The sequence below is a fragment of the Thauera sp. 63 genome (assembly GCF_000310165.2).
Classification (GTDB): domain Bacteria; phylum Pseudomonadota; class Gammaproteobacteria; order Burkholderiales; family Rhodocyclaceae; genus Thauera; species Thauera humireducens.
In genome coordinates this window covers 1-23,738 of record NZ_AMXC01000044.1, presented here as the reverse complement: position 1 = coordinate 23,738, position 23,738 = coordinate 1, and the positions used below count along the sequence as shown (strand labels likewise).

Here is a 23,738-nt window from a genome sequence, read left to right as displayed (position 1 = left end):
CGTCGAGCGGGCGGCCGGCACCATCGACCACGCGGCCGAGCAGGGCCTCGCCCACGGGCAGGTGCTTGGCGCGGTCTGCAGCGCGCCGGCGCGGGCCGATGCGCTTGCCCGGCACGAGCCGTGGCACGCCCACCTCCATCGGCAGCACGCGCGCGCCGGGCGCGAGGCCGAAGACATCGTCGGTGGGCATCATGAACAACTTGTCGCCGTTGAAACCCACCACCTCGGCCTCGACCGCGCCGCCGCCCGGCACGAGCACGCGGCAGCCCGAACCCAGGGGCAGCTTCAGGCCGGCGGCCTCCATGACGAGGCCGTTGATGCGCGTGAGCCGGCCCGAGACCTCGAAGGCGCTGGCGTTCTCCACCAGTCGCCGGCCATCGGACAGGAAGTCGCGCCACAGCTCGCCACCGTGCTTCATGCGGAGGCTCCGTCGCCGCCGGCCGAGCGCTCGTCTTCCCGGGCATCGTTGTCGTCGATCCCGTCGGGGGCGACCGCATCCTGCGGCGCGAACTGCGCGTGCTCGCGTCCCAGCGACTCCAGCACCCGTCGCCAGCGTGTTTCGAGCGTGGCGTCGAGCTGCGCGCCCTGGGTATCGATGCGGCAGTCGCCGCGTTGCAGGGCAAAGTCTTCCTGCAGGCGATGGCCTCCGTGCGATATCTGCTCACCCATGTGCTCGCGGACCAGCGCGAGGTCCTCGGGGTGCAGCCGGATCTGGGCATGGCCTTGTGGCAGTTGCTGGAGGGCTGCGCGGAGGGTGCCGAGGATGGCTTCCGGATGTTCGTCCAGCGTGCGATGGACCACCTGCCGTGCCAGTTCAATGGCCAGCGCCATCAACTCCTCGGCGACTTCGTGGTCGATGCCGCTCAGCGACTGATCGAGCCGGTCGGCCAGCGCCGCCAGCCGCGCGGCTTCGGCCTCGGCCCTGGCCTTGCCTTCCGCGTAGCCCTTGCGCTCGCCCGCGGCCAGCCCTTCGGCATGGCCTTCGCGTTTGCCCTCCTCGAAACCCGCGGCGCGGATTTCCTCATGCATGCGCTCGATCTCTTCGGCCGTGGGCAGCTTGAGGTCGATGAGCGGATCGTAGGCCGGCAGTTCGGGCTCGGGTTCGGGCGCCGGAGGCGGCTCGGGAAGGGCCGGGGCGGCCTCCGTTTCGGGCTCGACCGTGCCCTCCGGGGCATCGAAGTCCTGCGGCTTCCAGCGTTGGTAGGCACCGACGGCCTGGTGGCGAGAAATGCTCACGCGCGGCTCCGCCTGCGGGCCGCGGCCTTAGACGAAGCCATCGTCGCCTCCCTTGCTCGCCATCATGACCTGCCCCTCTTCCGCCAGGCGGCGGACGATCTTGAGGATTTCCTTCTGCTCGGCCTCGACCTCGGACAGGCGTACCGGGCCGCGCGACTCCAGGTCCTCGCGCAGCATCTCGGCCGCGCGGCTCGACATGTTCTTGAAGATCTTCTCGCGCAGTTCGGGCTGCGCGCCCTTGAGCGCGACGATGAGCGAGTCGGACTGCACCTCGCGCAGGATGGTCTGAATGCCGCGGTCGTCGATGTCCATGAGGTTCTCGAACACGAACATCTCGTCGAGAATCTTCTGCGCCAGATCCGGATCGTAGTCGCGCACGTTGTCGATGACGGCCGTCTCGTGTGCGGAGCCGACGAAGTTGAGGATCTCCGCCGCGTGGCGCACGCCGCCCATCGCGGCCTTCTTGACCGTCGATGCGCCGGCCAGCATGCGCGTCAGCGCGTCGTTGAGCTCGCGCAGGGCAGTGGGCTGCACGCCGTCGAGCGTGGCGATGCGCAGCACGACGTCGTTGCGCAGGCGGTCGTTGAAGTGCTTCAGGATCTCGCCGGCCTGGTCGAACTCGAGGTGAACCAGGATGGTGGCGATGATCTGCGGGTGCTCGTTCTTGATGAGGTCGGCGGCGGTGCCGGCGTCCATCCACTTCAGGCTCTCGATGCCGGCCGTGTCCGAACCCTGGATCATGCGCGCCAGCAGATGGCTGGCGCGCTCATCGCCCAGTGCCTTGGTCAGCATCAGGCGCAGCTGTTCCTCGTCCGACTCGATCAGCGCGCCCTTGCCGAAGTGGTCGATCATCTCGATCAGCAGGGGATCGACCTTGCTGCGGGTCTGCGGCGGCATGCTCGCCATCTTCATGCCGATGCGCTGCACTTCGCGCGGGCCGAGGTGCTTCAGAACCTCGGCCGCCTCATCTGGGCCGAGGGTCATCAGCAACAGGGCGGCCTTCTCGAGGCCTTCTTCGGGTGTCGTCACTTACGGCCCTCCTCGGTCACGCCCATCCATTCCTTGATCAGGTTGGCGACCGTCTTCGGATCGGTGCGTGCCAGCCCGCGGGCGCGGGCCAGGCGGGTCTCGTAGGTGTCGCCTTCGGCTTCCGGCGACAACGATACGACCACGCCTTCTTCGCCTTCCTCGCCTTCGATGCCGGCGAGGCCCGGTTCGAGGGGCGCTTCCTTCGTCTTCTTCTCCTTCGGCGGCACGACGGTGCGCAGCAGCGGACGCAGCACGCCGAAGTACACCAGCAGCATCGCGATCAGGACCAGCAGCCAGTTCAGGGCCTCGCGACCGAGCTCGACCATCTCGGGATCCTTCCACGGCGGCACCACGGCTTCGCCATCGCCGCCGGCAAAGGCGTTGTTGGCGACGTTGATGGTGTCGCCGCGGTCGGCGTTGTAGCCCACCGCCTCGCGCACGACGTTGGTGATGCGCGCGATCTCGTCGTCGGTCAGCGGCACGTTGGTCGGCGCGCCTTCGGGGCTGGGGATGGTACGGTTGTTCACCACCACCGCAACCGAGAGGCGCTTGAGCTGGCCAACCGCCTGCTTGATGTGCTGGATGTTGCGGTCGAGCTCGTAGTTGAGCACCGCGCTGCGGTTGCTGCTGTTGACACCTTGCGCCCCCGGCTGGCCCGGGCCCACGGCAGGCGCGGTGAGCGGCGCGGTGGCCGGCACCGGTGGCTGGTTGGTCAGCGCGCCCGGCACGCCCTGCGGGCCCTGCAGCGGGTTGATGATCTCGGTGGTCTGCTGGCTGCGGATCGCCTGGTCGGGCGAAGGGTTGGGCTTGTAGGTCTCGGCGGTCTGCTCGACCTGGTTGAAATCGACGTCCGCCGTGACCTGGGCGCGGAAGTTGTCCTTGCCGAAGATCGGAATCAGGATGTTGTTGATGCGCTCGATGAAGCCTTCTTCCATCATGCGTACGTATTGCAGCTGCGAGGCGTTGAGCCCGGCGCGCATCAGCGGGTCGCCCTGCACGGTCAGCAGCTTGCCGTTCTGGTCGATGATCTTGACGCCTTCGGCCGTCATGCGCGGCACGCTCGACGACACCAGATGCACGATGCCGGCGACCTGGTTCTCGTCCAGCACGCGGCCCGGACGCAGGTTCACCATCACCGATGCGGTGGGGCGCTGGTCGTCGCGCAGGAAGGCCGTCTGCTTGGGCATGGCCAGATGCACGCGCGCGCTGGCCACGGCGGCGATGGCCTGCACGGTGCGCGACAGCTCGCCTTCGAGCGCACGCTGGTAGTTGATCTGCTCGTTGAACTGCGAGATGCCGAGCTTTTGCCCGTCCATCAGTTCGAAGCCCGCCAGCCCGCCCTTGGGCAGGCCTTCGGCCGCCAGGCGCAGGCGCGTTTCGTGGACCTGTGCGGTCGGCACCATGATCGCGTTGCCGTTCGGCGACATGCGATAGGGCACGTTCTGCTGTTGCAGCGCGTTGATGATCTGGCCGCCGTCGCGTTCGTCCAGGTTGGAGAACAGCACGGCGTACTCGGGCGGGCGGTTCCACAGCAGCACGGCGGCGATCAGGGCGATGGCCAGCGCGATGGCGCCGGCCGCAGCCAGCTTCTGGCGCTGCGACAGGGCGGTGATGTTCTGCAGCGCCTGCTGCAGGCGAGTCGGCTCCGCGGGGGGCTGGCCCCCGATGGGCATCTCGGCGGTGTTTTCGGCAGTGGCCATGACAGCGGGTCCTTGGGGTCCACTTTTACGGATGGACGCATTGTCACGCGGCGCGCGCAAGTATGGTCATGTGAATAGCGGCATTTTTTGCCGCCTGTTTGCCGGCTAACATAGCGCGAACGACGACTAGAGTGCAGGGCGTGAATACGGATCTCAGCCAATCTCCTGCCGGATCGCCAGCCGCGCCGCTCGATGCCGCGCAACTGGCCGAAGCCTTCGCGCTGTTCAGCCGCGCCTCGGAGGAGCTGTCGACCGCCTACAACGCGCTGCAGGCGCAGGTCGGCCAGCTCACCGAGCGGCTGACGGTGCTGATGGGGGCGCTGCCTGCGGCCGTGGTGGTGGTCGATCGTGCGGGCGATGTCGTCCAGGTCAATCGGGCGGCCGAGGCGCTGTTTGGCGGCGCGCTGGTGGGCAGGGCGTGGCAGGCGGCCTGGGCGCGCCTGCAGCCCACCGAGACGCCGGGCGAACTGACGCTGGTGCCGGAGGCCGGGGCAGGGGGCGAAGAGCCGCGGCGCCTGTCGGTGTCCGAATCGGCGCTGGAGTCGGGCGACGAGCGCATCGTGCTGCTGCACGACATCACCGACACCCACCGCATGCGCCTCGCCTCCGAGCGCAACGAGCGCCTCGCCGCGATGGGCGAGATGGTGGCCGGACTCGCGCACCAGTTGCGCACCCCGCTGGCGGCTGCGCTGCTCTATACCGGCAACCTGCGCCAGCCCGAACTCGACCCCGCTCAGCGCGCCAGCGTCGCCGACCGCGCCCTGGAACGCCTGCGTTACCTCGAGCGCCTGATCCGCGACATGCTGCTCTTCGCCCGTGGCGACAGCCTGGGCCGGCAGCGCTTCGGCGTGTGCGACCTGGCGGCGGAGCTGGTGCATACCCTCGAGCCGCTGGCGAAGGCGCGGCAGATCGTCTTCGAGGCGCACTGCGGTTGCCGCGACACCGAACTCGTCGGCGACCGCAAGGCGCTCGGCGGCGCGCTGACCAACCTGCTCGAGAATGCCATCCAGGCCAGTGAGGCCGGCGGCCGTGTCCGCTTCGACGTTGCCTTGCTGCCGGCGACCGCAAGCGGCCTGGGTGTGGCCGCGGTGCGCTTCGAGGTCAGCGACGAGGGGCGTGGCATTGCCCCCGAGCTGCAGGAACGCCTGTTCGAACCCTTCTTCACCACCCGCGCCGAAGGCACGGGTCTCGGCCTCGCGATCGCCCGTGGGGTCGCGCGTGCCCATGGCGGCGACATCCTGCTGCGCTCCGCGCCGGGGCAGGGCTCCACCTTCACGCTGGGCCTGCCGCTGTCGCTCAATGCGCCGGCAGGCAGTCCTTCGACCGAACCGACCTCACCACCGCTGTCATGATCGAACAACTCAACATCCTCGTCGTCGAGGACGACGCCGCGCTGCGCGATGCCGTGTGTTTCACGCTGGAGATGGCCCACCATGCCGTGACCGGTGTCGATGGGGGACCGGCCGCGCTGGCCGAGCTCGAGCGCCAGCGCTTCAACCTCGTCGTCACCGACTTGCGCATGCAGCCGATGGATGGCCTCGAGCTGCTGCACGAAATCCGCCTGCGCCAGCCCCAGTTGCCGGTGCTGCTGATGACGGCCTACGGCGACGTGGACAAGGCGGTGGCGGCGATGCGCGGTGGCGCCTGCGACTTCCTGATGAAGCCCTTCGAGCCCGAGGTGCTGCTGGAGAACGTGCGTCGCTATGCCGCGCTACCACCCGCGGCCGAGGACACGGTGGCCGAAGATCCGCACACCCGCAACCTGCTGGGACTGGCGGCGCGTGTGGCAGAGACCGATGCCACCGTGCTGCTGTCCGGCGAATCCGGCACCGGCAAGGAAGTTTTCGCGCGCTACATCCACAGCCACTCGCCGCGCAGCGCAGGCCCGTTCATCGCCATCAACTGTGCGGCGATTCCCGAGAACCTGCTGGAAGCCACGCTGTTCGGCTACGAGAAGGGCGCCTTCACCGGTGCCCAGGCCTCGCAGCCCGGCAAGTTCGAGCAGGCACAGGGCGGCACCATCCTGCTCGACGAAATCTCCGAGATGCCGCTCGGGCTGCAGGCCAAGCTGCTGCGGGTGCTGCAGGAGCGCGAGGTCGAGCGTGTCGGCGGCAAGAAGCCGGTGGCGCTCGACATCCGCGTGCTGGCCACCAGCAACCGCGACATGCAGAAGGAGGTGGCGGCCGGACGCTTCCGCGAGGACTTGTACTACCGCCTCAACGTGTTTCCCATCGCCATTCCTGCGCTGCGCGAGCGTCCGGGCGACATCGTGCCGCTGGCCCGACACTTCCTCGCCCAGCATGCCGCGCGGCTCAAGCGCCCGGCGCGGCTGTCGCCCGAGGCCGAGGCGCTGCTGGCGTGCTACCCGTGGCCTGGCAACGTGCGCGAACTGGAGAACACGCTGCACCGCGTGCTGATCCTGACGCCGGGCGACAGCGTCGGTCCGGAAACGATCCGGTTGTGCCTGCCGCACTGGAGCGGCGCATCGGCGGCGCAGACCGAATCGGCCGTTGCGCCCCCGCCGCCGGTGGTTCCCGCATTTGCGGCGACCCCGCCTGCGGCAGCGGTCGTCCATCCGGCAAATCCTGCCGCCTTCGCGGCAAGCTTTGCCGCTTCTCTTGCGGTGCCGCCCCCTCCGGCAAGCGCTCCGGCGCAGGATCAACTGGCTGCACGGCCAGCCAACATGAAGGACCTCGAGCGCGAACACATCCTCTCCACGCTGCGTGAAATGGGTGGATCACGCAAGAAGACCGTCGAAAAGCTGGGAATTTCGGAGAGAACACTGCGCTACAAGCTGCAGCAGTACCGCGACGAAGGCTATGATGTGTGACGGGCAGGGCGCACACGGGGAGGTGGCATGGGCTTTGCTCTGCTAGACTGACGTCAACAGAAACGCAAAGGCCGGGGAATGAGCATGGACACCCGTGGAATCGACCAGATGTTGAGCGAACTGCGCTCGGTATCCCAGACTGCCCAAGGCAAGCCTGCGGATGCGGCCGGACAGGCGGCGGGCGGCGTCAACTTTGCGGATGTGCTCAACGATGCGCTGAAGGACGTCAGCGCCGCGCAGTCCGAAGCGCGCCAGATGGCGCAGGACTTCTCCGCCGGCGACCCCAACGTCAATCTGCAGGACGTGATGGTCAACCTGCAAAAAGCAAGCCTGTCCTTCCAGCAGATGGTGCAGGTGCGGAATCGGCTGGTTACCGCGTATCAGGACATCATGAACATGCCGGTCTGAGATTCGCGCGGTTTTCGATGTAGGTATCTGATCATCAAGGGCGCTTTTTGCGCCCTTCGTTTTTTGCAGGCAGCCCGCCGATCAGTGCGTGGGTCAGCCCTTGAGCACAGTGACCATGCTGGGCTTGAGGAACTTGCGAAAGCCCTTGTCGAAAGTCACCACATGCAGGTGATGGTGCTGTGCCGCCGCCGCGATCCAGGCGTCCGGGATGGCGTTACCCGACAGACTGTGACGGGCGCACAGCGCAGTGAAGTGTGCCCACTCGCCACCGAGTGAGACCATGCTGACGCCTGGGGCCGCGAGGACGGCATCGAGAAATGCCTGGGCGTCTTCAAGCGGCGTGGGGGTTACGAAGACCCGCGGATGGGTCACCAGCCGCAGGAAGCCGGTCGCGACCATGGGGAGCAGCGCGAGGGCTGGGCCGCTTTCACTGTTCGCGATCGCCCGCTCGAGCCAGGCGAGGGCAGACGTGTGATGCGGGTGGTCCTGCCGCGAGGCGGCGACGAGGATGTTGACGTCGGGCGTCACCGCACGCCGTCCACGTAGTCGAGCGCGTCGAGTATGGCCTCGTGACGCTTGGCGTCCCGGATGTGCGGTTGGAGCCCGCCCTGTCCGGCAAACACCGGCAAGCGGATGCGGGCCGGTTCGGCGGGCGGGCGTTCAGTACTGCGCAGACGGGCAGCCAGGCCTTCCTCGATCAAGCGAGTCAGGCTGGTGTGTTCGCGCGCTGCCAGTTGCTTGGCCTGCTTGAGCAGGTTGTCGTCAATGTCGAGCGTGGTTCTCATGGCTGAACTCCTGATGCAGATTTCTGCATAGAGTACCAGAGTGTTTACAGCCCACCGCGTTCCCGTGCGTTGCGCTCGCGTTCGGTGTTGAAGATGTAGCGCTGGATGGCGTTTTCGGCGCTGCGGGGCAGGTCGGCGAAGGACAGGCCGATACGCAGCATCTGCGCACCGCTGCGTTGTTCCTGGCGGCTGATATTGCACACGCGCAGCTGGAGCGGGATGGGGTCGAGGTTGGGCAGTCGCAGCTGACACGTTTCCAGCTGGCTGCCGATCACGAACTCGACGATGTCGGTTGGCACCTGCAGGGCGATGCCGCCCACGCTGATGTCGAGTAGCCGGCCGACCACCTCTACGGTCGGTTCGGCGACGCCCTTGGTCCGGATCACACAGGTAGCGGCATGGCTCAGCGGCACCGGCAGACGGAAGGCGTCGCGACGCTGCAGGCGGAGTATTTCGTCCGGAACCGGCGCGTAGATCACCGTGCGCCCGTCCTCGTGACCTTCTTCCAGATCGCGCAGCACGAACTGGATACGGATGCGGTCGAGTTGCGTCACGCACACGAGCTTGGGCGCGCTGAGGACTCGGCGGTGGGTGGCCGCGTCGGGACTGGCGTCGAGGGTGAGGGTATCCTCGTCGTCCGACAGTTCGAGCAGCGCGGTCAGGAAGGAGCCGCCATTGCCGAAATGGCCACCGATGAGCGCGTGGTGGTCGATGATCTCCTGCAGCAGTTGGCGGACCTGGCGGCGACCGCTGAGGACGAACTTCGCGATCGTGTCGTCGTGGATTTCGGCGTCGATGGGGGCCGGTGTGTTCTCGGCGTTCATGGTCATGGTGTGTCGGATCAGCCCAGGGCACGCTGGCGCGCACTGCGTTCGCGTTCGATCTTGAGGATGTAGCGCTGGATCACCTCGTCGGCGCCGCGTGGCATGCCCGAGAACTGGCAGCCTGCGCGCAGCATCTCGATGCCGTTACGGGTTGTCAGGCGGAAGAGGTTGCGCACGACAAGGCGCGCGGGAATCGGCGCGCTGTCGGGCAGCCGGATCTGGCAACCGGTGAATTCGCTTCCCGGCGCGAAGGTCACGCCTTCGGGCGGAACGGCAATGGCCACGCCGCCGCCGCTGATGTCGATGATGCGCAGTGTCAATTCGCGTGCGTTGCCGTCGTCTTCGGGCAGCGGCACGGTACAGGTAAGCGACTGCGTGACGGGCGCCTGCAGGCGATAGAACTCCCGCCGCTGCAGACGCAGCAACTCGGCCGGCAGCGGGGCGCGGAATGCCGGCGTGCTGCCGAAGGCTTCCAGCACGGGCCGCTCGAGACGGAACTGGATCCGCACCTTGTCGAGTTGGGTCACGCAGTCGAGCTGGGCGGCCTGCTCGATGCGGTCGTTCATCAACACGTCGGGACTGCCGTCGAGAATCAGCGAACGCCCGTCGTCGGCGACGCGCAGGATGGCGCTGAGGAAGGCGTCGGTTCCGGGCACGAGCCGCGCGCTGAGCAGCGAACGGGCGTCGACGAGCTGCCGCATGATGGACAGGATCTCGCGTTCGTTCTTCAGTACGTATTTCGAGACGTCGTCGGCCTGCAGCAGTTCGACGCGGGTCAGCTCTTGTTCGATCGCCATGAAGGGTGGGGTGGCGTTGCGGCGCATCGCGCCGTGCATCATTGAGTTCGACGGTGCTTATAGCACGACTCGCCGCGCGCGTGCCTCACTGTGGCGCATTCGCCCCTCGGGGGCGCAGGGATTCCGGCAGATCGTGCGCCGCCGGCGCCGGGCCGGCCTCGCCGCCCTGCTCGACGCGGTACAGCCAGGCCAGCAGCTCGGCCACGGCGATGTAGAGCTGGGGCGGGATGCGGGCGTCGAGGTCGACCTGCATCAGCAGGCTCACCAGTTCGGGCGACTCATGCACATACACGCCGGCCTCGCGTGCGCGTTCGAGGATCTCGCGCGCCACCACCCCCTTGCCCTTGGCGACGACGCGTGGCGCGGCCTCGCCGGCCGTGTAGGCGAGGGCGACGGCTTCGCTGCGGCCGGACTTGGCGTCACTCATGCTGGCGCTCCACGACCAGGCCGGTCAGCTTGACGTTGGCGGCTTCGAGCGCGGAGGCCAGGGCGGCGGCGTTGGCGTCGAGTGCGGCGATCGTGGTCTCGTCGTCGGTACGCAGGCGCAGCGCAACACCCGCGGCGGTCAGGTGCATCTGGGCCTCGATGTTGCCCAGCCGGGGCAGCGTCAGGCGCAGCGTGGTGTTCCAGCCGGGGTCCGATGCTTCGCCCTCGCGGCCGTCGCGCTCGGGATCTTCGATGACCCATTCCATCTGCTGCCCCGGCCAGGCCTGGCCCTGCCACACGTACTGGTTCGTGGCCAGCGCGTCGAGCTGCTGGTGGACCAGCGGCAGCAGACGTTCCGGGATCGGGTTGGCGCGCACCGGCGCAGCTTCGTCCGTCGCGGCACGCGAGGCGGCGCCGGCGTGTTCGCCGCCTTCGGCTGCAGCGGCCTGGGCGTTGGGCGCCGCAGTCTGTGGCGTCGACGTCGCAGGGGCGGGCGTGCCGGCGGGCCGGCCAGTCGCCGTCTGTGCGGCGGCAGCCTGTGCCTGCGGCTCGCGCATCAGGCTGGCGGTGTCCCGTGCGCCCATCACCCACTGAGCCTGATGGGACTCGTAGAACAGACCGCTCTGTCCCAGCGCCTGACGCAGCAGCGGCGCGAGCTGGGCACCACTGGTGGGCGGGGAGGCGAGCAGGGGCTGGTTGGCGGCAAGGCTTGCCGGCTGCGGCGTGGGCTGCCCGGTGAGCAGGAAGCTGATCAGCCGCCCGGTCTGGCTCAGCGCCGGCTGGGCCGAGGCGTTCGCGTTCGCCGCCGTCTCTGCGCCGACGATTCGCGCAAACACGGCGCGCGGGGTGACTTGCGAGACTTCCAGTTCCAGCGTGTCGCCGGATTTGGCGGCGGTGTTGAGCGACAGCGTCATCTGCTGCCCCGCCACGATCGCGCGGAAGGTGCCATCGGGCAGCGTGCGCTGCAGGGTGGCGAAGAAGCGCTGGCCCGGCACCAGCTCGGGCAGTTGCGCCTGGATCTCGCGCGCGCGCTGCAGCCCGGCGACCGGCGGCTCGGTGTTGAAGAAGCTCGCCTCGTTGATGAGGCGCAGGCGGGCGGCGAGGTCGGCGGGGATCATGGCGAGTCAGGCACGCCGGCGGTGGCCAGGCCGAGGGCTAGCCGAGTCCGGCGCCGTAGGCGTTGCGGACGTTGCGGTGCTTGACCGCACCGGCCAGCAGTTGCCGGGTGCTCTCGAGGCAGGGCACGGTGTGCTCGCGGATGCGCGCGTCCACCTCGAGGATGGCCTGCAGCGTATCGCGCAAGGCGGGCAGGTCTTCGGCGCGGGCGTTCGCGCTCAGGTCGCCGGCACGTTGCAGGCTGGCGCGCAGCGCTTCGCACTCCTGCTCAAGTCCGGTCATGGCGTCCCAGTCGTTCTGCTCCGCCAGCACCAGCATGGCTTCATAGCGTGCGAGCAGGGTTCTGAGGGTGGCGAGTTCGGTTTGCATCCGTGTGTCCTCAGGCGCTCGCCGCAGTCGCGGCGGCCGTCTTGCCGGGGCTGATTTCGCGCCAGGTGTCGCGCAGGCTGCACAGCAGCCCGTTCACCTCGTCAAGCGCGGCGCGGTTGTTGTGCAGGTTGGCATACAGCAGGCGGTCGGCCATGTAGTCGTACAGCGCGGCCAGGCGCTCGGCCAGCTCACCGCCGGCGTTCATGTCCAGGCTCACCTTCAGGCCGTTGGTGATGATCTCGATCGCCTTGGAGATCTTCTCCCCCTTGACCGGAATCTGCTTGTTGTCCATCGCCACACCGGCCGCAGTCACCGCCATCACTGCGCCGTCGTACAGCATCAGGATGAGTGTATGCGGGTCTGCCGTGCTGACGCCGGTTTCCACGCCGATGCGGGCATAGGCGTTGGCGCGGCCAAAGGAGCTACCAAACATGATCTTGACCTCTGTAAACGCTTACTTCTTGTTGAGGTTGGCCAGCGAGGCGAGCTGCTGTTCAAGATAATTGCTCGTCTGCATCATCCCCGACACCAGGGTGTCCAGCGCGGTGAACTGCGCCTTGTAGCGAGCCTCGATGCTCTCCAGGCGGCGCTCCAGCGTCTGACGCTGCTTGCCGATGCCGGTGATGGAATCCTGCAGGCCGGTCGTCTTGCCGGTGATCATGCCTTCAGAGCCGATCAGGCCGGTGATGATGCCGTCCATCGAGCGGCCGTAGCCCGCCGCCACCTTGGCCACGCCGGCAAAATCTGCCGCCAGCGCCTTGTCCAGCTTGGCGCTGTCCAGCTTCAGGCTGCCGTCCTTCTGGATGGAGATACCGATGTCGGACAGCGTCTTCTTGTCCATCCCCGCCAGCTCGGCGGGCACGCTCGACAGCATCGAGCGCATCTTGCCGTCCGCGCCGCGCAGCGCCGAATCGCCCAGCAGGGTGCCAGCCTTCTCGGTGCTGGCGTTGTAGCCGCCCAGGTCGCGCACCAGGGTGTTGTATTCGTTGTAGGCGCTCACGAACTTCTCGAGCGCCTTGTTGATGCTGGACGTGTCGCGCGTCAGCGTCAGCGTGACCGGTGTGTCGGCCTCGGTCGCCTTCTTCAGGTCGATGGTCACCCCTTCCAGCGCGTCCGTCACCTTGTTGCTCTGCGACTCGATCGTCACGCCGTTGAGCTTGATCAGCGCGCTCTGCGCCGCCTGTTGTTCGGTGAAGTTGGCGGTGGGCGTGGCGGGCGAGTAGTTCAGCCCGCTCACGCCCGACAGGCTGATGAACTGCTTCGAGCCGCCCTCGTTGGCGGTCAGCACCAGTTGCGGACCGGCATCGCCGTTGATCACCGCGGCCGTCACGCCGGCGTTGGCGCCGTTGATGGCGTCGCGCACGGCCGTGAGGCTGCCGTTGCCGATGCTCACCGTGGTGCTCTTGGTCGTGGTCGAGCCGTCGGCGGAGCCGAGCGAGATCGTCAACTCGCCGGTGCCGATGCTGGCGCCCGCGGCAGAAATCAGGCGGTTTTCCTTCGCCAGCTGGGTGACTTCGAGCGAATAATTGCCCGGCACCGTGCCGTCGCCGGCGGTGATGCTGGCGATGCCTTCGTCCGACAACGTGCCCTTGTAGGTGGAGTAGAAATCCAGCGCGTTGCCACCCACCGGTAGCTTGAGGCCGGCGATGGCGTTCTGCAGCGTGGACAGCGAACTCTTGAGCGAGCCAAAAGCCGAAATCTTTGACTGGAAACTGGCTTCCTTCTTGTCGAGGGCGGACAGCGGTTGCCGCTCGATCTCCATGAGCTGGCCGACGATGCCGCTGACATCGATGCCGGAGCCCAGGCCACCAACGGAAAGGGACGAAGCCATGACGTTTCTCCTGTGAATCTCATTCTATGCATGCGAACCGGCCTTGCCGGTCCAGATGCAAAAGCAAGAATCAGACCTTCTGCTCTACCAGCAGGCCCTTCAGCTTGCCCAGTGCGCGCGCGATGTCCAGCATCTCTTCGGACGGAATCTGGCGCAGCACTTCGTCGGTCTGCTTGTCCACCACCTTGACCACCGTACGGCCCGAATCGTCGTCGATGCTGAACTGCAGGCTGTTGTTCATCGTTTCCACAAAGCGCTGCACGTCGTCTACCGCCTTTTCGACCTGCTTGCGCTTGTCGGGTTCGGCCTTGTTGCTGCGCTCGGTGGCGCTCACCGCCTGCATCGGGTCCACCGGCATCGCGGTGCCGCTGCCCGCCTGCGCTTCGCTGCGGCGCAAACTGGCGGCCAGCGCGTCGGCACCCCGTTCGCCGGTCGGCGAGGTGGGTGACGAGGAGGGCGGCGGCGTCACGGCCAGCATGTTTGCCGTGGTGCCGGTCGGTTGCACGTTCATGTCGTACTCCTCAAGCAAGAAGGGGCGCAGAGCATTGTCGCCCTGCGCCCCGGATCAGCCAAGTGGCCTTACGACGCTAGCCGCTTAGCCGAGCAGGCTCAGCACCTGGTTGGGCAGGGCGTTGGCCTGGGCCAGCATTGCCGTGCCGGCCTGCTGCAGGATCTGCGAGCGGGTCAGGTTGGCGGTTTCCGAAGCGAAGTCGGTGTCGCGGATGCGGCTGCGAGCGGCCGACAGGTTTTCGGTCGAGGTGTTGAGGTTGGCGATGGTCGACTCGAAGCGGTTCTGCACGGCACCGAGGTCGGCGCGGATGCTGTTCACCTTGGCGAGCGCGCCATCGACGATATCTAGAGCCTTCGTAGCGCCTTCAACCGTGGAAATATCGATGCTCTTAACCGCTTGATTCTCCCCGGCCTTCAGTTCATCTGCATTGCCTGCAAAGAGGCCACCGTCCTCCTGGCCCACGCTGCTCGAGACACTGAAATAGCCACCGGGAGACTTGAATTCAACGGTACCACCGATCACCGTCGAATCCTGATCAGTCGCCGTATCACCCGTGTCGGTCAGTAGTGCTGCGGCGCCCGTGGCACCCGCCACACGCATGGAAACAGGGTTGGTATCCTTGGCTACGGAGCTCCCGAAATCCGAGATCTCGATGTTCGCTCCTGTCTCATTGGTCAGTGTCAGCGCAGTTTTGTCTACGCTGAGCTTCGCAGTGATTCCGGTCGCGCCACTCTTTGAGTTGATCGCGTCCGCCAGATTGCTGTAATCCTTCGTGGAGAGGTTGGCGGAGATATCAGCGCCGTTAAGCTTGAAGCTCACGACGCCATCCTGCGAAAGGCCGCTAAGCGTCGCGCTGTTGAATGCGGTGGCCTCCACGCCGGTTTCATTTGCCACGGCATTGACAGCTGCTGCAATGTCTTCGGCGGATGCGTTCTCCTTGACATCGACGGCCTTTGTTACTTGACCGTTGATCGTCAGCGTCTGCTCTCCGACGTTATTCCCATTGACGTTGTTGGCATTGCCGAAGGCAAGCGCTGCGTTGGCGAATGCAGCACCGGCAAACAAACCGCCGTCAGCGTTGCTGATGCTCGACTGCACGGAAACGATGGTATCGCCCGCGCTTAGACCGGTAAAAGAGGCGGGATCGACATTGACTGAGAATGCGGCGGTCTTTACCGCAGCATCATCGCCACTTGCGCTAATAGTTTTGCCTTCGAAGTTGACAGATCCGGTCGCCGCATCAGCAAGCAAAAAACTGTCGATGGAGATCGAGCTGTCAGCGGTCCCGCCATCAACGGTGAGGGTGAGCTTTTCACCATCAATGCCGACCTTCAGGCCAGTTACCCCCGCAGTGTTGATTGCTGCAGCAACCTGCTCTGCTTTAGTGCCAGCCCCGTCGACGAATTTAACGTCGATGCTCTTGGTATTCAGCGTGAACGTCAGGTCGGAGGTTGCCGCAACGTTTCCACCGCCGGTGGCTACCGTAAGTCCAGTGAGATCCAGTGTCGCCTTTGTGGATTGATACGTCACTGTGGCGCTACCTCCGCCGATCTTCGCGGCGATAGTAGCAAGATCGGGTTCAGTCCCAGCGATAGCAGCGGTACCAATGTCGCCGTCCTGGTTCTTCGCGGTGATCGACTGGGCAGGCATGGCTGCCGTGAACGCGAGCGCCGCAGTGGTGCCAGTTGCTATGCGAGACTCGACAAAAACAGCCGAGCCATTACCCGTTGCGTTAGTGATCCCGTTGACCTCGTTACTAGAACTGACTTTATTGATACCAAGGCGCTCCGACGTTGCAGCACCAACGTTCACATTGATGGTCTGACGCGCATCGGCACCAACCTGAAAGGTCTGCGCGGCAAAGGAGCCATCGAGCAGCTTCAGGCCGTTGAAGCTGGTGGTGTTGGCGATACGGTCGAGTTCGGAGACGAGCTGGTTGACTTCCGAGTTCAGCGACTGGCGATCCGACGCGGAGTTGGTCGAGTTGGCCGACTGCACGGCCAGTTCGCGGATACGCTGCAGGATGTTGCCGGATTCGGACAGCGCGCCTTCTGCCGTCTGCGCCAGCGAGATGCCGTCGTTGCTGTTGCGCACGGCCTGGTTGAGGCCGCGGATCTGGGCCGACATGCGGTCGGAGATGGCGAGGCCGGCGGCGTCGTCCTTGGCGCTGTTGATGCGCAGGCCGGAGGACAGGCGGGTCAGCGAGGTGGCCAGCGAGGACTGCGAGGAGCTCAGGTTGCGTTGGGCATTGAGCGACTGGACGTTGGTGTTGATGACTGCAGCCATGATCTTCTCCTGAAGAATGGAAGAACTTCGAATTACCCGGCCTGAACGCCCTCTCGGACAACCGATTGTTGCGTGATCTGTGTGCCGTTGAACCCATTAACGGGTGGCAGTGGAATTTCTTTAGGGGTTTTTCCACCGGGCAGCGTGTGGCCTACTGGTAGTGGTAACGGCAGGCGATGATGACCAGCGACTCGCCTTCAGCGCAGTACACGAGGCGATGGGCGTCGTCGATGCGGCGCGACCAGAAGCCCGAGAGATTCTCCCTGAGCGGCTCCGGCTTGCCGATGCCTTCAAAGGGGTGGCGCAGGCAGTCCTTGATGAGCGTGTTGATGCGCTTCAGCGTCTTCCGGTCCTGCCCCTGCCAGTATTCGTAGTCTTCCCAAGCGGCGAGGGTCCAGGTGAGTTGCAACAGTCTGTGCTCAGTCGGCATCGCGCAGCTCCCGCTGCGCCGTGTTGCCTTGGCGGTATTGTTCGATCGAGCGGGCCAGGTGTGCGGCGTTGGCCGGGGACTTCAACAGGTGGACGGTTTCCATGAGGCTGTTGAAGGTGTCGAGCGACATCAGCACGGCATCGGGCGCATCGCGGCGGGCGATGACGGTGTAGTCCGCATCGTCGACGACCTGATCGATGACGTGTTTGAGGCCATTGCGCGCCTCGGAGAAGTTCACTACACGCATGGTTAGCCTCCTTGAGTTGTGCTATTAATGGAACAAGTTTAGCGGCTGACATGCCGCTTCACAAGGCGGATGGGCTGACGAAAAAAAGCCCCGCCGGCATGTGCATGCCGCGGGGCAAAGGCCGGTTAGGGCACAGGCTCGAATCGGTCAGGCGGGCGTGGCTTAGCCTTGCAGCAGGCTCAGCACCTGGTTGGGCAGGGCGTTGGCCTGGGCGAGCATGGCCGTGCCGGCCTGCTGCAGGATCTGCGCGCGGGTGAGGTTGGCCGTTTCGGCGGCGAAGTCGGTGTCGCGGATGCGGCTACGCGCGGCGGACAGGTTTTCGCTGTTGATCTGCAGGTTGGAGATGGTGGCTTCGAAGCGGTTCTGCACGGCGCCGAGGTCGGCGCGGATGCCGTTCACCTTGGCCAGCGCGCCGTCGAGGATGTCCAGGGCGCGAGTGGCGCCAGCCACGGTTGATACGTTGATCGATTTGACATCCTGCAGTTCGCCGGCTTGCAACTGGTCTGCTGCGCCCGCGAAGAGGCCGCCATCTTCTGCCGCAACACTGCTTGAAATGCTGAAGTAGTTGCCCGGGCTCTTGAACTCGAGTTCGCCGCCGACAACGACCGAGTCAGGGTCACTGTTGTCATTCCCGCTGTCGAGGACACGTGTGGGGACGCCAGACACCTGCAGGGTTTCTCCGCCCGGGCCAGAGATTATCCGCTCATTCAGCGCTTCGCCATCTGGAACACTTTTAAGGCCAGCAACATCGAGTACGACGGCTGCGTCGGACCTTGCAGCGGAACTGGTGAAGTTCTCGATGCGAAGATCATCACCTGCCTTGTTCTCGAGGATCAGCGATGCCTTATCAACGCTCAGCATTGCCGTCACGCCGGTGTTCCCTGATTTCGCGTTGATTGCGTCGGCAAGGTTCGAGAAGTCTGTCGTGGTGATGGCGGCCGAGATATCCACCCCATTCAGGGCGAAAGAAACCACGCCGTCGGCGGAAAGGTTACCGATCTGCGCCAAGGTGCGGGCACTGGCCTGCACGCCGGTCTGATTGGCGACTGCGTTGACCCCTGCGGCAATCTGCCTGGCCGTTGCATTCTCAGCGATCGTGATCGTGGCATCGACCTGTCCCTTGATCGTCAACTCCTGCTGCGCAATGTTGTTGCCCGCTGAGCTGTTTGTGTCAGCGATGCCCACGGCGCCGTTTTGATTTGCTGCTGCGAAGAGGACGCCGCCCGCCGTTTGGCCGAGATTCGACGTAACGGAGACGACGTCGTCCGCATCGGCAAAGCTGAAGGTCGCAGCGGCGCGCTGGACGAGCGCGCCTGCGCCATTGAAGGACAGGCTATTGGGGCCGTAGGTGGTCGTCGCACTTGCACCGCCTGTGAAACTGACCGCGATCTCGACGTTTCGACCCGAGTCTCCGGTGGAGAACAAGAAGTTCCCGTCAGGGTTGGGTGTGATCGTGTTTGGGGCGGTGAGCGTCGCTCCCAAGATGTCGCGGCTAAGGTCGCTAAGAAAATTCGGCGTGGCGCCGGCCGTGATCGTGATCGTGTTCACAGCGGCGTCGGCATCGCCGAATGCGATCACCATCGTGTCACCCGCGTCCCATGATGTGGGATTGTCAAACTTCAGGGGGATCGAGTTTTCGAGGTAGGTGGGCGTCGTTGTCAACGTACCGCCGAGAGTCACCTCAATGTCGAAAGCACTGTCGCCGGCAGTGACGGCGAAAGGCGTGGTGGCGCCACTCCCATCGGTTACCGAGAGCGTTTGAGCGGGAGAGGCCGCGTTACGCGCATCCGCGAGCGTGGCGGCTTGGGCGAGGGAGCTTCTGATTGCGACGCCAGTCGCAGTATTGGTTGCGTTGGCAATGCCCAGTTCTTCGTTGTTGGTGTTGACCTTGTTGATGCCCAGTCGATCTGCAGTTGCGGCGCCAATATTCACCGAGATCGTTTCACGGGAGAATGCACCGACCTGGAAGGTCTGGGCCGTGTATGAGCCGTCCAGAAGCTTCAAGCCGTTGAAGCTGGTGGATTCGGAAATTCGGTCCAGCTCTGAGATCAGCTGGTTGACTTCCGATTGCAGAGCCAGACGGTCGGAAGCCGAGTTGGTGGCATTGGCCGATTGCACCGCCAGTTCCCGAATGCGCTGGAGAAGGTTGCCGGATTCCTGCAGGGCGCCTTCGGCCGTCTGGGCAAGTGAGATGCCGTCATTGCTGTTGCGCCGCGCCTGGTCGAGGCCGCGGATCTGCGAGGTCATGCGGTCCGAGATCGCCAGACCGGCGGCGTCGTCCTTGGCGCTGTTGATGCGCAGCCCGGAGGACAGCCGCTGCAGCGAGGTCGCCAGCGAGCCCTGAGAGGTGTTGAGGTTGCGCTGCGCGTTGAGCGAAGCGATGTTGGTGTTGATGACCTGTGCCATTTTGAATCTCCTGATATGTCCGATTCGATTTGGGCTCGGGTCATCTTCTTGCTGGCCGGCGATGGCCGGTGCCCGAGCTCTCGAGGGCATATAAGCGAGAGCCGTGCCAGGTGTGTTCTGCGCTGAAAAGCGCTGTTAAATCAGTTGGCTGCCGGCAAGCTGTTGCCGCTTTCCGGCAAGTCTTGCCAGTTTTGCCGGCGGTGCAGCGGGCGATTGCCGGTGTTTGCCGGCACAATGCAGCTGGTATTCATGTGCGAGATGTGGGGGCGGGCGGATGAAAGCAAAAGCGGCGGCGCAGGTGCAGCGGGCATTGCAGGAACGCATCGACATCGTCCCCTACGACCCCACGTGGCCGGCGCGTTTCGAGGCCGAGGCGGCCGAACTGCGCCGCCTGCTGCCGTCGGAGCTGGTTGGTCGCATCGAGCACTTCGGCAGCACGGCGGTGCCGGGGCTGGCGGCGAAGCCCATCATCGACATGATGGTCGAGGTTCCGTCGCTGGCCGTGGTGGCGCAGCGCATCGCACCGATCCTGACCCCGCTTGGCTACGAGTTCTTCTGGCGCGATGCCGAGCGCGGCCTGCCGGGCATCGCCTACGCCTGGTTCATCAAGCGCGACGCCGAGGGGCATCGCACGCACCATATCCATTGTCTGGAAGCGCGCTCGTCGGAATGGGAGCGTCTGCTGTTCCGCGACTACCTCCGCGCGCATCCCGAGGCGGCGCGCGAGTACGACGCGCTGAAGCGTCGTATTGCGGAGAGGCACCCGGATGACCGGGTGGCGTATTCGAAGGCGAAGACGGGTTTCGTCCGGCGTGTGATGGATGCCGTGCGGCGGGAATCCACCCGCTGAAAAAGGGAAACCCGCCTTTCGGCGGGTTTCTTTTGACGATGTCCTGCTGCCTTCGTACTTACTTCTTGCGCATCGGCGGCAGGTCGGTGCAGCTGCCGTGGGCCACTTCGGCCGCCATGCCCACCGTCTCGTCCGGTGTGGCGTCGAACGTGGCTTGATGACTTACCGCGACTTAAACAGCGACAGCATCATGTTCTGCGGTCAACTCGTCTGAAGCATTTGGCATTGCTCTCGTACGCGTTTTGCGGAGAGTTCGAGGCCGTTCGGCCAGCAAAGACTCCCTGCGTCGACGAAGGCACGCGCAAAGTAGTCCGAGTTTCGTAGTGGATCCAGCAAAGGACCTGTGCGCGAAAGGAGTGCATCACCGTCAAACAGCCCTTCAAGCCCATCGGAAAACTCGACGGAAAGCGCGAACTTGTCGACGTTATGTACGCGCAGAATCTTAATCATCTTGGTCTGCTCCCGGTATGCGCTCCATGGGTTCGAAGCGCTGTGCGTGTTCCCAGTTTTGCATCAGTTCGTCCTTATGACGGAGACACCATTCCCTGACGAGGGTTGCAGCCTTTGAGGGGAGGCGTCCTTCGCGTACCTCTCCTGTTGTGACGTCGACCAGCGCCTCGAATCCTTGATACTCCACATGGATATGGGGCGGCGGATGGTCGTCGTGCCACATTCGAACGACGATGCCGAAGAAGATAGAGAGTATCGGCATGAGACCCGCTCCAGAGTCCAGGTTCCTTTCGATGGAGGATGGGGTATTTGTAGCTTGGAAGCAATATGCGAATCCTTGTTGCGAAAACAAGAAACCCGCCTTTCGGCGGGTTTCTTCTGACGATGTCCTGCTGCCTTCGCGCTTACTTCTTGCGCATCGGCGGCAGATCTGTGCAGCTGCCGTGGGCCACTTCGGCCGCCATGCCCACCGTCTCGCCCAGGGTCGGGTGCGGGTGGATGGTCTTGCCGATGTCGACCGCGTCGGCGCCCATCTCGATCGCCAGGCAGATCTCGCCGATCATGTCGCCGGCCGAGGGGCCGACGATGGTGCCGCCGATGACGCGGTGCGTTTCGGCGTCGAAGATCAGCTTGGTGAAGCCGTAGTCGGCGCCGTTGGCGATGGCGCGGCCGGAGGCCGCCCACGGGAACTTGGCGGTCTCGACCTTCTTGCCTTCGGCCTTGGCCTGCGCCTCGGTGTAGCCGACCCAGGCCACTTCGGGGTGGGTGTAGGCGACACCCGGGATCACGGTGGCGTCGAAAGCGGCCTTATGGCCCGCAGCGACTTCGGCCGCGACGTGCGCCTCATGCACCGCCTTGTGGGCGAGCATGGGCTGGCCGACGATGTCGCCGATGGCGAAGATGTGCGGCACGTTGGTGCGCATCTGCGCATCCACCGGGATGAAGCCGCGCTCGCCGACGATGACGCCCGCCTTGTCGGCACCGATCTTCTTGCCGTTGGGCGCGCGGCCGGCCGACTGCAGGATCATGTCGTAGCGCACGGGCTCGGCAGGCGCCTTGTCGCCCTCGAACTTCACCCACAGGCCGTCTTCCTTGGCCTCGACCGCGACGGTCTTGGTCTTCAGCATGATGTTGTCGAAGCGGTGGGCGTTCTGCTTCTCCCACACCTTGACGGCGTCGCGGTCCGGCCCCTGCATCAGGCCGTCCATCATCTCGACCACGTCGATGCGCGCGCCCAGCGTGGAATACACCGTGGCCATTTCCAGGCCGATGATGCCGCCGCCGATGACCAGCATCTTGCCCGGCACCTGACGCAGCTCCAGCGCGCCGGTGGAATCGACGATGCGCGGGTCCTTCGGAATGAAGGGCAGGTGCACCGCGGCCGAGCCTGCGGCGATGATGCACTGCCTGAACTTCACCACCTTCTTGGCGCCGGTCTTGTCCTGGCTGGTGCCGGTGGTTTCCTCGACCTCGAGATGATGCGGGTCGAGGAAGTGGCCGTAGCCGCGGATGACGTCGACCTTGCGCGCCTTGGCCATGCCGGCCAGGCCGCCGGTGAGCTTGCCGATGACGCCATCCTTGTGCTTGCGCAGCGCGTCGACGTCCACCGTGGGCTTGGCGAACTTGATGCCGGCGGTGTCGACGTGCTCGGCTTCCTCGATGACCGCAGCGACGTGCAGCAGTGCCTTGGACGGAATGCAGCCCACGTTCAGGCACACGCCGCCGAGGCTGGCATAACGCTCGATGATCGCGGTCTTGAGACCGAGGTCGGCGGCGCGGAATGCCGCCGAGTAGCCGCCGGGGCCGGCACCGAGCACGACCATGTCGTATTCGACATCGGCGCCGCCGCTGTGCGCGGCGGCGGCAGGCGCAGCGACCGCCGCCGAGGCAGTTGCCGGCGCAGCGGTGGTCGGGGTGGGCGCCTCTGCCGAGGTCGCTGCCGAGGCAGTCGTTGACTCGACCTTCAGCAGCACCGCGCCCTCGGCGACCTTGTCGCCGACCGCGACCAGCACTTCCTTGACCACGCCGGCGGCCGAGGACGGCACGTCCATCGTCGCCTTGTCGGATTCGAGCGTGCAGATCGCGTCGTCTATCTTGATGCTGTCGCCGACCTTCACGAACAGCTCGATGACTGGCACGGAATCGAAATCGCCGATGTCCGGAACCTTCACTTCAACTAGGCTCATGGCGATCTCCTTACAGCATCACGCGGCGGAAATCCGCCAGCAGTTGCGCGAGGTACACGTTGAAGCGGGTGGCCAGCGCGCCGTCGATGACGCGGTGGTCCGCCGTCAGCGACATCGGCAGCGTCAGGCGCGGCACGAATTGCTTGCCGTCCCACACCGGTTTCATCACCGACTTGTTGACGCCCAGGATGGCGACTTCCGGCGCATTGACGATGGGGGCGAAGTAGGTGCCACCGATGCCGCCCAGCGACGAGATCGTGAAGCAGGCGCCGGACATGTCGGCCGGGCCGAGCTTGCCGTCGCGCGCCTTCTTGGCCAGCGCGCCGGTCTCAGAAGCGATCTCGAACACGCTCTTCTTGTCGGCGTCCTTCACCACCGGCACGACCAGGCCGTTCGGGGTGTCGGCCGCGAATGCGATGTTGAAGTACTTCTTGTAGACGAGGTTGTCGCCGTCGAGCGAGGTGTTGAACTCGGGGAACTCCTGCAGCGCACGCACCGAGGCCTTGATGATGAAGGCGAGCATGGTGAGCTTCTTGCCCGACTTCTCATATTCCTTGTTCATCTGCACCCGGAAGGCTTCCAGGTCGGTGATGTCGGCATCCTCGTGGTAGGTCACCGCCGGGATCATCACCCAGTTGCGGGCGAGGTTCTGGCCGGAGATCTTCTTGATGCGCGACAGCGGCTTGACCTCGACCTCGCCGAACTTGGCGAAATCGACCTTCGGCCACGGCAGCAGATCAAGGCCGCCGCCCAGGCTTGCGCCGGCGGCCGCAGCCGGGGTCTTGCCCGGGACCACGCCGGTCGTCATCGCGCCCTTGATGAAGGCGGCGACGTCTTCCTTGAGGATGCGACCCTTCGGACCGGTGGCCCTGACCTGACCGAGATCGACGCCCAGCTCGCGGGCGAAGGCGCGCACCGAGGGGCTGGCGTGCACCTTGCCGCCGACCTTGACGGCGGACGGCGCGGCAGCCGGCATCGCCGCCGGGGCGCTGGCAGCGGGGCTGCCGTCGGCCAGCGGGGC

The 23,738-nt window shown here is 65.4% G+C and carries 25 protein-coding genes and 3 pseudogenes; 4 read left to right on the top strand and 24 right to left on the bottom strand.

The annotated features are described in order from the left end of the window. The 4 genes and pseudogenes from C664_RS18745 to fliF form a co-directional block, all read right to left on the bottom strand. Nucleotides 1–418: pseudogene (locus tag C664_RS18745) on the bottom strand (flagellum-specific ATP synthase FliI); the annotation flags it as partial. After that, complete coding sequence (gene fliH / locus C664_RS18740) at nucleotides 415–1,236, bottom strand: flagellar assembly protein FliH (protein ID WP_004292390.1); 822 nt, start codon at nucleotides 1,234–1,236, stop codon at nucleotides 415–417. The gene fliH and the pseudogene C664_RS18745, both read right to left, overlap by 4 nt. A 27-nt stretch (nucleotides 1,237–1,263) precedes the next feature. After that, complete coding sequence (gene fliG, locus C664_RS18735) at nucleotides 1,264–2,265, bottom strand: flagellar motor switch protein FliG (RefSeq protein ID WP_004292389.1); 1,002 nt, start codon at nucleotides 2,263–2,265, stop codon at nucleotides 1,264–1,266. After that, nucleotides 2,262–3,965: a flagellar basal-body MS-ring/collar protein FliF gene (gene fliF / locus C664_RS18730; RefSeq protein WP_004292388.1), complete on the bottom strand. Its 1,704-nt coding sequence runs from the start codon at nucleotides 3,963–3,965 to the stop codon at nucleotides 2,262–2,264. The genes fliG and fliF overlap by 4 nt, the downstream gene beginning before the upstream one ends. 131 nt (nucleotides 3,966–4,096) lie before the next feature. On the opposite strand from fliF, the gene C664_RS18725 reads away from it, so the two are divergent. The 3 genes from C664_RS18725 to fliE all read left to right on the top strand — a co-directional run bounded on the left by C664_RS18725 (nucleotide 4,097) and on the right by fliE (nucleotide 7,203). Beyond that, a complete protein-coding gene (locus C664_RS18725) occupies nucleotides 4,097–5,317 on the top strand; it encodes a sensor histidine kinase (protein ID WP_004292387.1) in 1,221 nt (406 codons plus the stop codon). Then, nucleotides 5,314–6,795 carry a sigma-54-dependent transcriptional regulator gene (locus C664_RS18720; protein ID WP_004292386.1) on the top strand — a complete coding sequence of 494 codons (1,482 nt, stop codon included), beginning with the start codon at nucleotides 5,314–5,316 and terminating at the stop codon, nucleotides 6,793–6,795. The genes C664_RS18725 and C664_RS18720 overlap by 4 nt, the downstream gene beginning before the upstream one ends. A gap of 84 nt (nucleotides 6,796–6,879) precedes the next feature. Beyond that, a complete protein-coding gene (gene fliE, locus C664_RS18715) occupies nucleotides 6,880–7,203 on the top strand; it encodes a flagellar hook-basal body complex protein FliE (protein ID WP_038012450.1) in 324 nt (107 codons plus the stop codon). A 93-nt stretch (nucleotides 7,204–7,296) separates the two neighbouring features. On the opposite strand, the gene C664_RS18710 is transcribed toward fliE, so the two are convergent. From C664_RS18710 to C664_RS21295, 16 genes and pseudogenes are all read right to left on the bottom strand, one after another. Further along, nucleotides 7,297–7,731: a TA system VapC family ribonuclease toxin gene (locus C664_RS18710; RefSeq protein WP_004292384.1), complete on the bottom strand. Its 435-nt coding sequence runs from the start codon at nucleotides 7,729–7,731 to the stop codon at nucleotides 7,297–7,299. Beyond that, nucleotides 7,728–7,988 (bottom strand): DUF6364 family protein, encoded by a 261-nt coding sequence (locus C664_RS18705; protein ID WP_004292383.1) that lies wholly within the window; start codon nucleotides 7,986–7,988, stop codon nucleotides 7,728–7,730. The genes C664_RS18710 and C664_RS18705 overlap by 4 nt, the downstream gene beginning before the upstream one ends. Before the next feature lie 44 nt (nucleotides 7,989–8,032). Beyond that, nucleotides 8,033–8,818, bottom strand: coding sequence for a flagellar brake protein (locus C664_RS18700; protein ID WP_004292382.1), 786 nt, complete (start codon nucleotides 8,816–8,818; stop codon nucleotides 8,033–8,035). 11 nt (nucleotides 8,819–8,829) lie between these two features. Further along, entirely contained in the window at nucleotides 8,830–9,609 is a 780-nt protein-coding gene (locus C664_RS18695) for a flagellar brake protein (protein ID WP_038012453.1), read from the bottom strand. An 85-nt stretch (nucleotides 9,610–9,694) separates the two neighbouring features. After that, a complete protein-coding gene (locus C664_RS18690; protein WP_004292380.1) occupies nucleotides 9,695–10,036 on the bottom strand; it encodes an EscU/YscU/HrcU family type III secretion system export apparatus switch protein in 342 nt (113 codons plus the stop codon). Continuing rightward, entirely contained in the window at nucleotides 10,029–11,153 is a 1,125-nt protein-coding gene (locus C664_RS18685; protein ID WP_004292379.1) for a flagellar hook-length control protein FliK, read from the bottom strand. Before C664_RS18685 ends, C664_RS18690 begins: the two co-directional genes overlap by 8 nt. Before the next feature lie 37 nt (nucleotides 11,154–11,190). Next, on the bottom strand, nucleotides 11,191–11,520 hold the full coding sequence (locus tag C664_RS18680) for a flagellar protein FliT (protein WP_004292378.1): 330 nt from the start codon (nucleotides 11,518–11,520) through the stop codon (nucleotides 11,191–11,193). 10 nt (nucleotides 11,521–11,530) lie between these two features. Further along, the gene (fliS, locus tag C664_RS18675; RefSeq protein ID WP_004292377.1) at nucleotides 11,531–11,953 is read right to left on the bottom strand and encodes a flagellar export chaperone FliS; all 423 of its coding nucleotides are present in this window, start codon (nucleotides 11,951–11,953) and stop codon (nucleotides 11,531–11,533) included. Nucleotides 11,954–11,974: 21 nt separating this feature from the next. Continuing rightward, nucleotides 11,975–13,351 (bottom strand): flagellar filament capping protein FliD, encoded by a 1,377-nt coding sequence (gene fliD / locus C664_RS18670; protein ID WP_004292376.1) that lies wholly within the window; start codon nucleotides 13,349–13,351, stop codon nucleotides 11,975–11,977. A gap of 70 nt (nucleotides 13,352–13,421) precedes the next feature. Beyond that, nucleotides 13,422–13,862 (bottom strand): flagellar protein FlaG, encoded by a 441-nt coding sequence (locus C664_RS18665; RefSeq protein ID WP_004292375.1) that lies wholly within the window; start codon nucleotides 13,860–13,862, stop codon nucleotides 13,422–13,424. A gap of 84 nt (nucleotides 13,863–13,946) precedes the next feature. After that, nucleotides 13,947–15,512, bottom strand: coding sequence for a flagellin (locus C664_RS21205; RefSeq protein ID WP_443080702.1), 1,566 nt, complete (start codon nucleotides 15,510–15,512; stop codon nucleotides 13,947–13,949). Nucleotides 15,513–15,673: 161 nt separating this feature from the next. Next, nucleotides 15,674–16,148, bottom strand: a pseudogene (locus C664_RS21305) (flagellin N-terminal helical domain-containing protein); the annotation flags it as partial. A 151-nt stretch (nucleotides 16,149–16,299) separates the two neighbouring features. Further along, nucleotides 16,300–16,578: a Txe/YoeB family addiction module toxin gene (locus C664_RS18655; protein WP_038012447.1), complete on the bottom strand. Its 279-nt coding sequence runs from the start codon at nucleotides 16,576–16,578 to the stop codon at nucleotides 16,300–16,302. Beyond that, complete coding sequence (locus C664_RS18650; protein WP_004292372.1) at nucleotides 16,568–16,825, bottom strand: type II toxin-antitoxin system Phd/YefM family antitoxin; 258 nt, start codon at nucleotides 16,823–16,825, stop codon at nucleotides 16,568–16,570. The genes C664_RS18655 and C664_RS18650 overlap by 11 nt, the downstream gene beginning before the upstream one ends. 162 nt (nucleotides 16,826–16,987) lie before the next feature. After that, nucleotides 16,988–18,406: a flagellin gene (locus tag C664_RS21300; protein WP_443080701.1), complete on the bottom strand. Its 1,419-nt coding sequence runs from the start codon at nucleotides 18,404–18,406 to the stop codon at nucleotides 16,988–16,990. A 362-nt stretch (nucleotides 18,407–18,768) separates the two neighbouring features. Beyond that, nucleotides 18,769–19,231: pseudogene (locus C664_RS21295) on the bottom strand (flagellin N-terminal helical domain-containing protein); the annotation flags it as partial. 274 nt (nucleotides 19,232–19,505) lie between these two features. On the opposite strand from C664_RS21295, the gene C664_RS18640 reads away from it, so the two are divergent. Continuing rightward, entirely contained in the window at nucleotides 19,506–20,081 is a 576-nt protein-coding gene (locus C664_RS18640) for a GrpB family protein (RefSeq protein ID WP_004292370.1), read from the top strand. A gap of 201 nt (nucleotides 20,082–20,282) precedes the next feature. On the opposite strand, the gene C664_RS20470 is transcribed toward C664_RS18640, so the two are convergent. The 4 genes from C664_RS20470 to C664_RS18625 all read right to left on the bottom strand — a co-directional run. After that, nucleotides 20,283–20,531 (bottom strand): DUF2442 domain-containing protein, encoded by a 249-nt coding sequence (locus tag C664_RS20470; protein ID WP_004292369.1) that lies wholly within the window; start codon nucleotides 20,529–20,531, stop codon nucleotides 20,283–20,285. Next, nucleotides 20,524–20,793: a DUF4160 domain-containing protein gene (locus C664_RS18635; protein WP_004292368.1), complete on the bottom strand. Its 270-nt coding sequence runs from the start codon at nucleotides 20,791–20,793 to the stop codon at nucleotides 20,524–20,526. The genes C664_RS20470 and C664_RS18635 overlap by 8 nt, the downstream gene beginning before the upstream one ends. Nucleotides 20,794–20,935: 142 nt before the next feature. After that, nucleotides 20,936–22,717, bottom strand: a complete 1,782-nt coding sequence (lpdA, locus tag C664_RS18630) for a dihydrolipoyl dehydrogenase (protein ID WP_004292367.1) — start codon at nucleotides 22,715–22,717, stop codon at nucleotides 20,936–20,938. A gap of 10 nt (nucleotides 22,718–22,727) precedes the next feature. Beyond that, the coding region (locus C664_RS18625) for a 2-oxo acid dehydrogenase subunit E2 (RefSeq protein WP_004292366.1) at nucleotides 22,728–23,738 on the bottom strand (1,011 nt) is incomplete at its 5' end.

What these genes read in the sequence shown, in the direction of transcription:
- fliF (WP_004292388.1), bottom strand. Translation starts at nt 3,965, where the DNA reads ATGGCCACTGCCGAAAACACCGCCGAGATGCCCATCGGGGGCCAGCCC.
- C664_RS18720 (WP_004292386.1), top strand. Translation starts at nt 5,314, where the DNA reads ATGATCGAACAACTCAACATCCTCGTCGTCGAGGACGACGCCGCGCTG.
- fliE (WP_038012450.1), top strand. Translation starts at nt 6,880, where the DNA reads ATGGACACCCGTGGAATCGACCAGATGTTGAGCGAACTGCGCTCGGTA.
- C664_RS18705 (WP_004292383.1), bottom strand. Translation starts at nt 7,988, where the DNA reads ATGAGAACCACGCTCGACATTGACGACAACCTGCTCAAGCAGGCCAAG.
- C664_RS18700 (WP_004292382.1), bottom strand. Translation starts at nt 8,818, where the DNA reads ATGACCATGAACGCCGAGAACACACCGGCCCCCATCGACGCCGAAATC.
- C664_RS18695 (WP_038012453.1), bottom strand. Translation starts at nt 9,609, where the DNA reads ATGGCGATCGAACAAGAGCTGACCCGCGTCGAACTGCTGCAGGCCGAC.
- C664_RS18690 (WP_004292380.1), bottom strand. Translation starts at nt 10,036, where the DNA reads ATGAGTGACGCCAAGTCCGGCCGCAGCGAAGCCGTCGCCCTCGCCTAC.
- C664_RS18685 (WP_004292379.1), bottom strand. Translation starts at nt 11,153, where the DNA reads ATGATCCCCGCCGACCTCGCCGCCCGCCTGCGCCTCATCAACGAGGCG.
- C664_RS18680 (WP_004292378.1), bottom strand. Translation starts at nt 11,520, where the DNA reads ATGCAAACCGAACTCGCCACCCTCAGAACCCTGCTCGCACGCTATGAA.
- fliS (WP_004292377.1), bottom strand. Translation starts at nt 11,953, where the DNA reads ATGTTTGGTAGCTCCTTTGGCCGCGCCAACGCCTATGCCCGCATCGGC.
- fliD (WP_004292376.1), bottom strand. Translation starts at nt 13,351, where the DNA reads ATGGCTTCGTCCCTTTCCGTTGGTGGCCTGGGCTCCGGCATCGATGTC.
- C664_RS18665 (WP_004292375.1), bottom strand. Translation starts at nt 13,862, where the DNA reads ATGAACGTGCAACCGACCGGCACCACGGCAAACATGCTGGCCGTGACG.
- C664_RS21205 (WP_443080702.1), bottom strand. Translation starts at nt 15,512, where the DNA reads ATGCCTGCCCAGTCGATCACCGCGAAGAACCAGGACGGCGACATTGGT.
- C664_RS18655 (WP_038012447.1), bottom strand. Translation starts at nt 16,578, where the DNA reads ATGCCGACTGAGCACAGACTGTTGCAACTCACCTGGACCCTCGCCGCT.
- C664_RS18650 (WP_004292372.1), bottom strand. Translation starts at nt 16,825, where the DNA reads ATGCGTGTAGTGAACTTCTCCGAGGCGCGCAATGGCCTCAAACACGTC.
- C664_RS21300 (WP_443080701.1), bottom strand. Translation starts at nt 18,406, where the DNA reads ATGGTGATCGCATTCGGCGATGCCGACGCCGCTGTGAACACGATCACG.
- C664_RS18640 (WP_004292370.1), top strand. Translation starts at nt 19,506, where the DNA reads ATGAAAGCAAAAGCGGCGGCGCAGGTGCAGCGGGCATTGCAGGAACGC.
- C664_RS20470 (WP_004292369.1), bottom strand. Translation starts at nt 20,531, where the DNA reads ATGATTAAGATTCTGCGCGTACATAACGTCGACAAGTTCGCGCTTTCC.
- C664_RS18635 (WP_004292368.1), bottom strand. Translation starts at nt 20,793, where the DNA reads ATGCCGATACTCTCTATCTTCTTCGGCATCGTCGTTCGAATGTGGCAC.
- lpdA (WP_004292367.1), bottom strand. Translation starts at nt 22,717, where the DNA reads ATGAGCCTAGTTGAAGTGAAGGTTCCGGACATCGGCGATTTCGATTCC.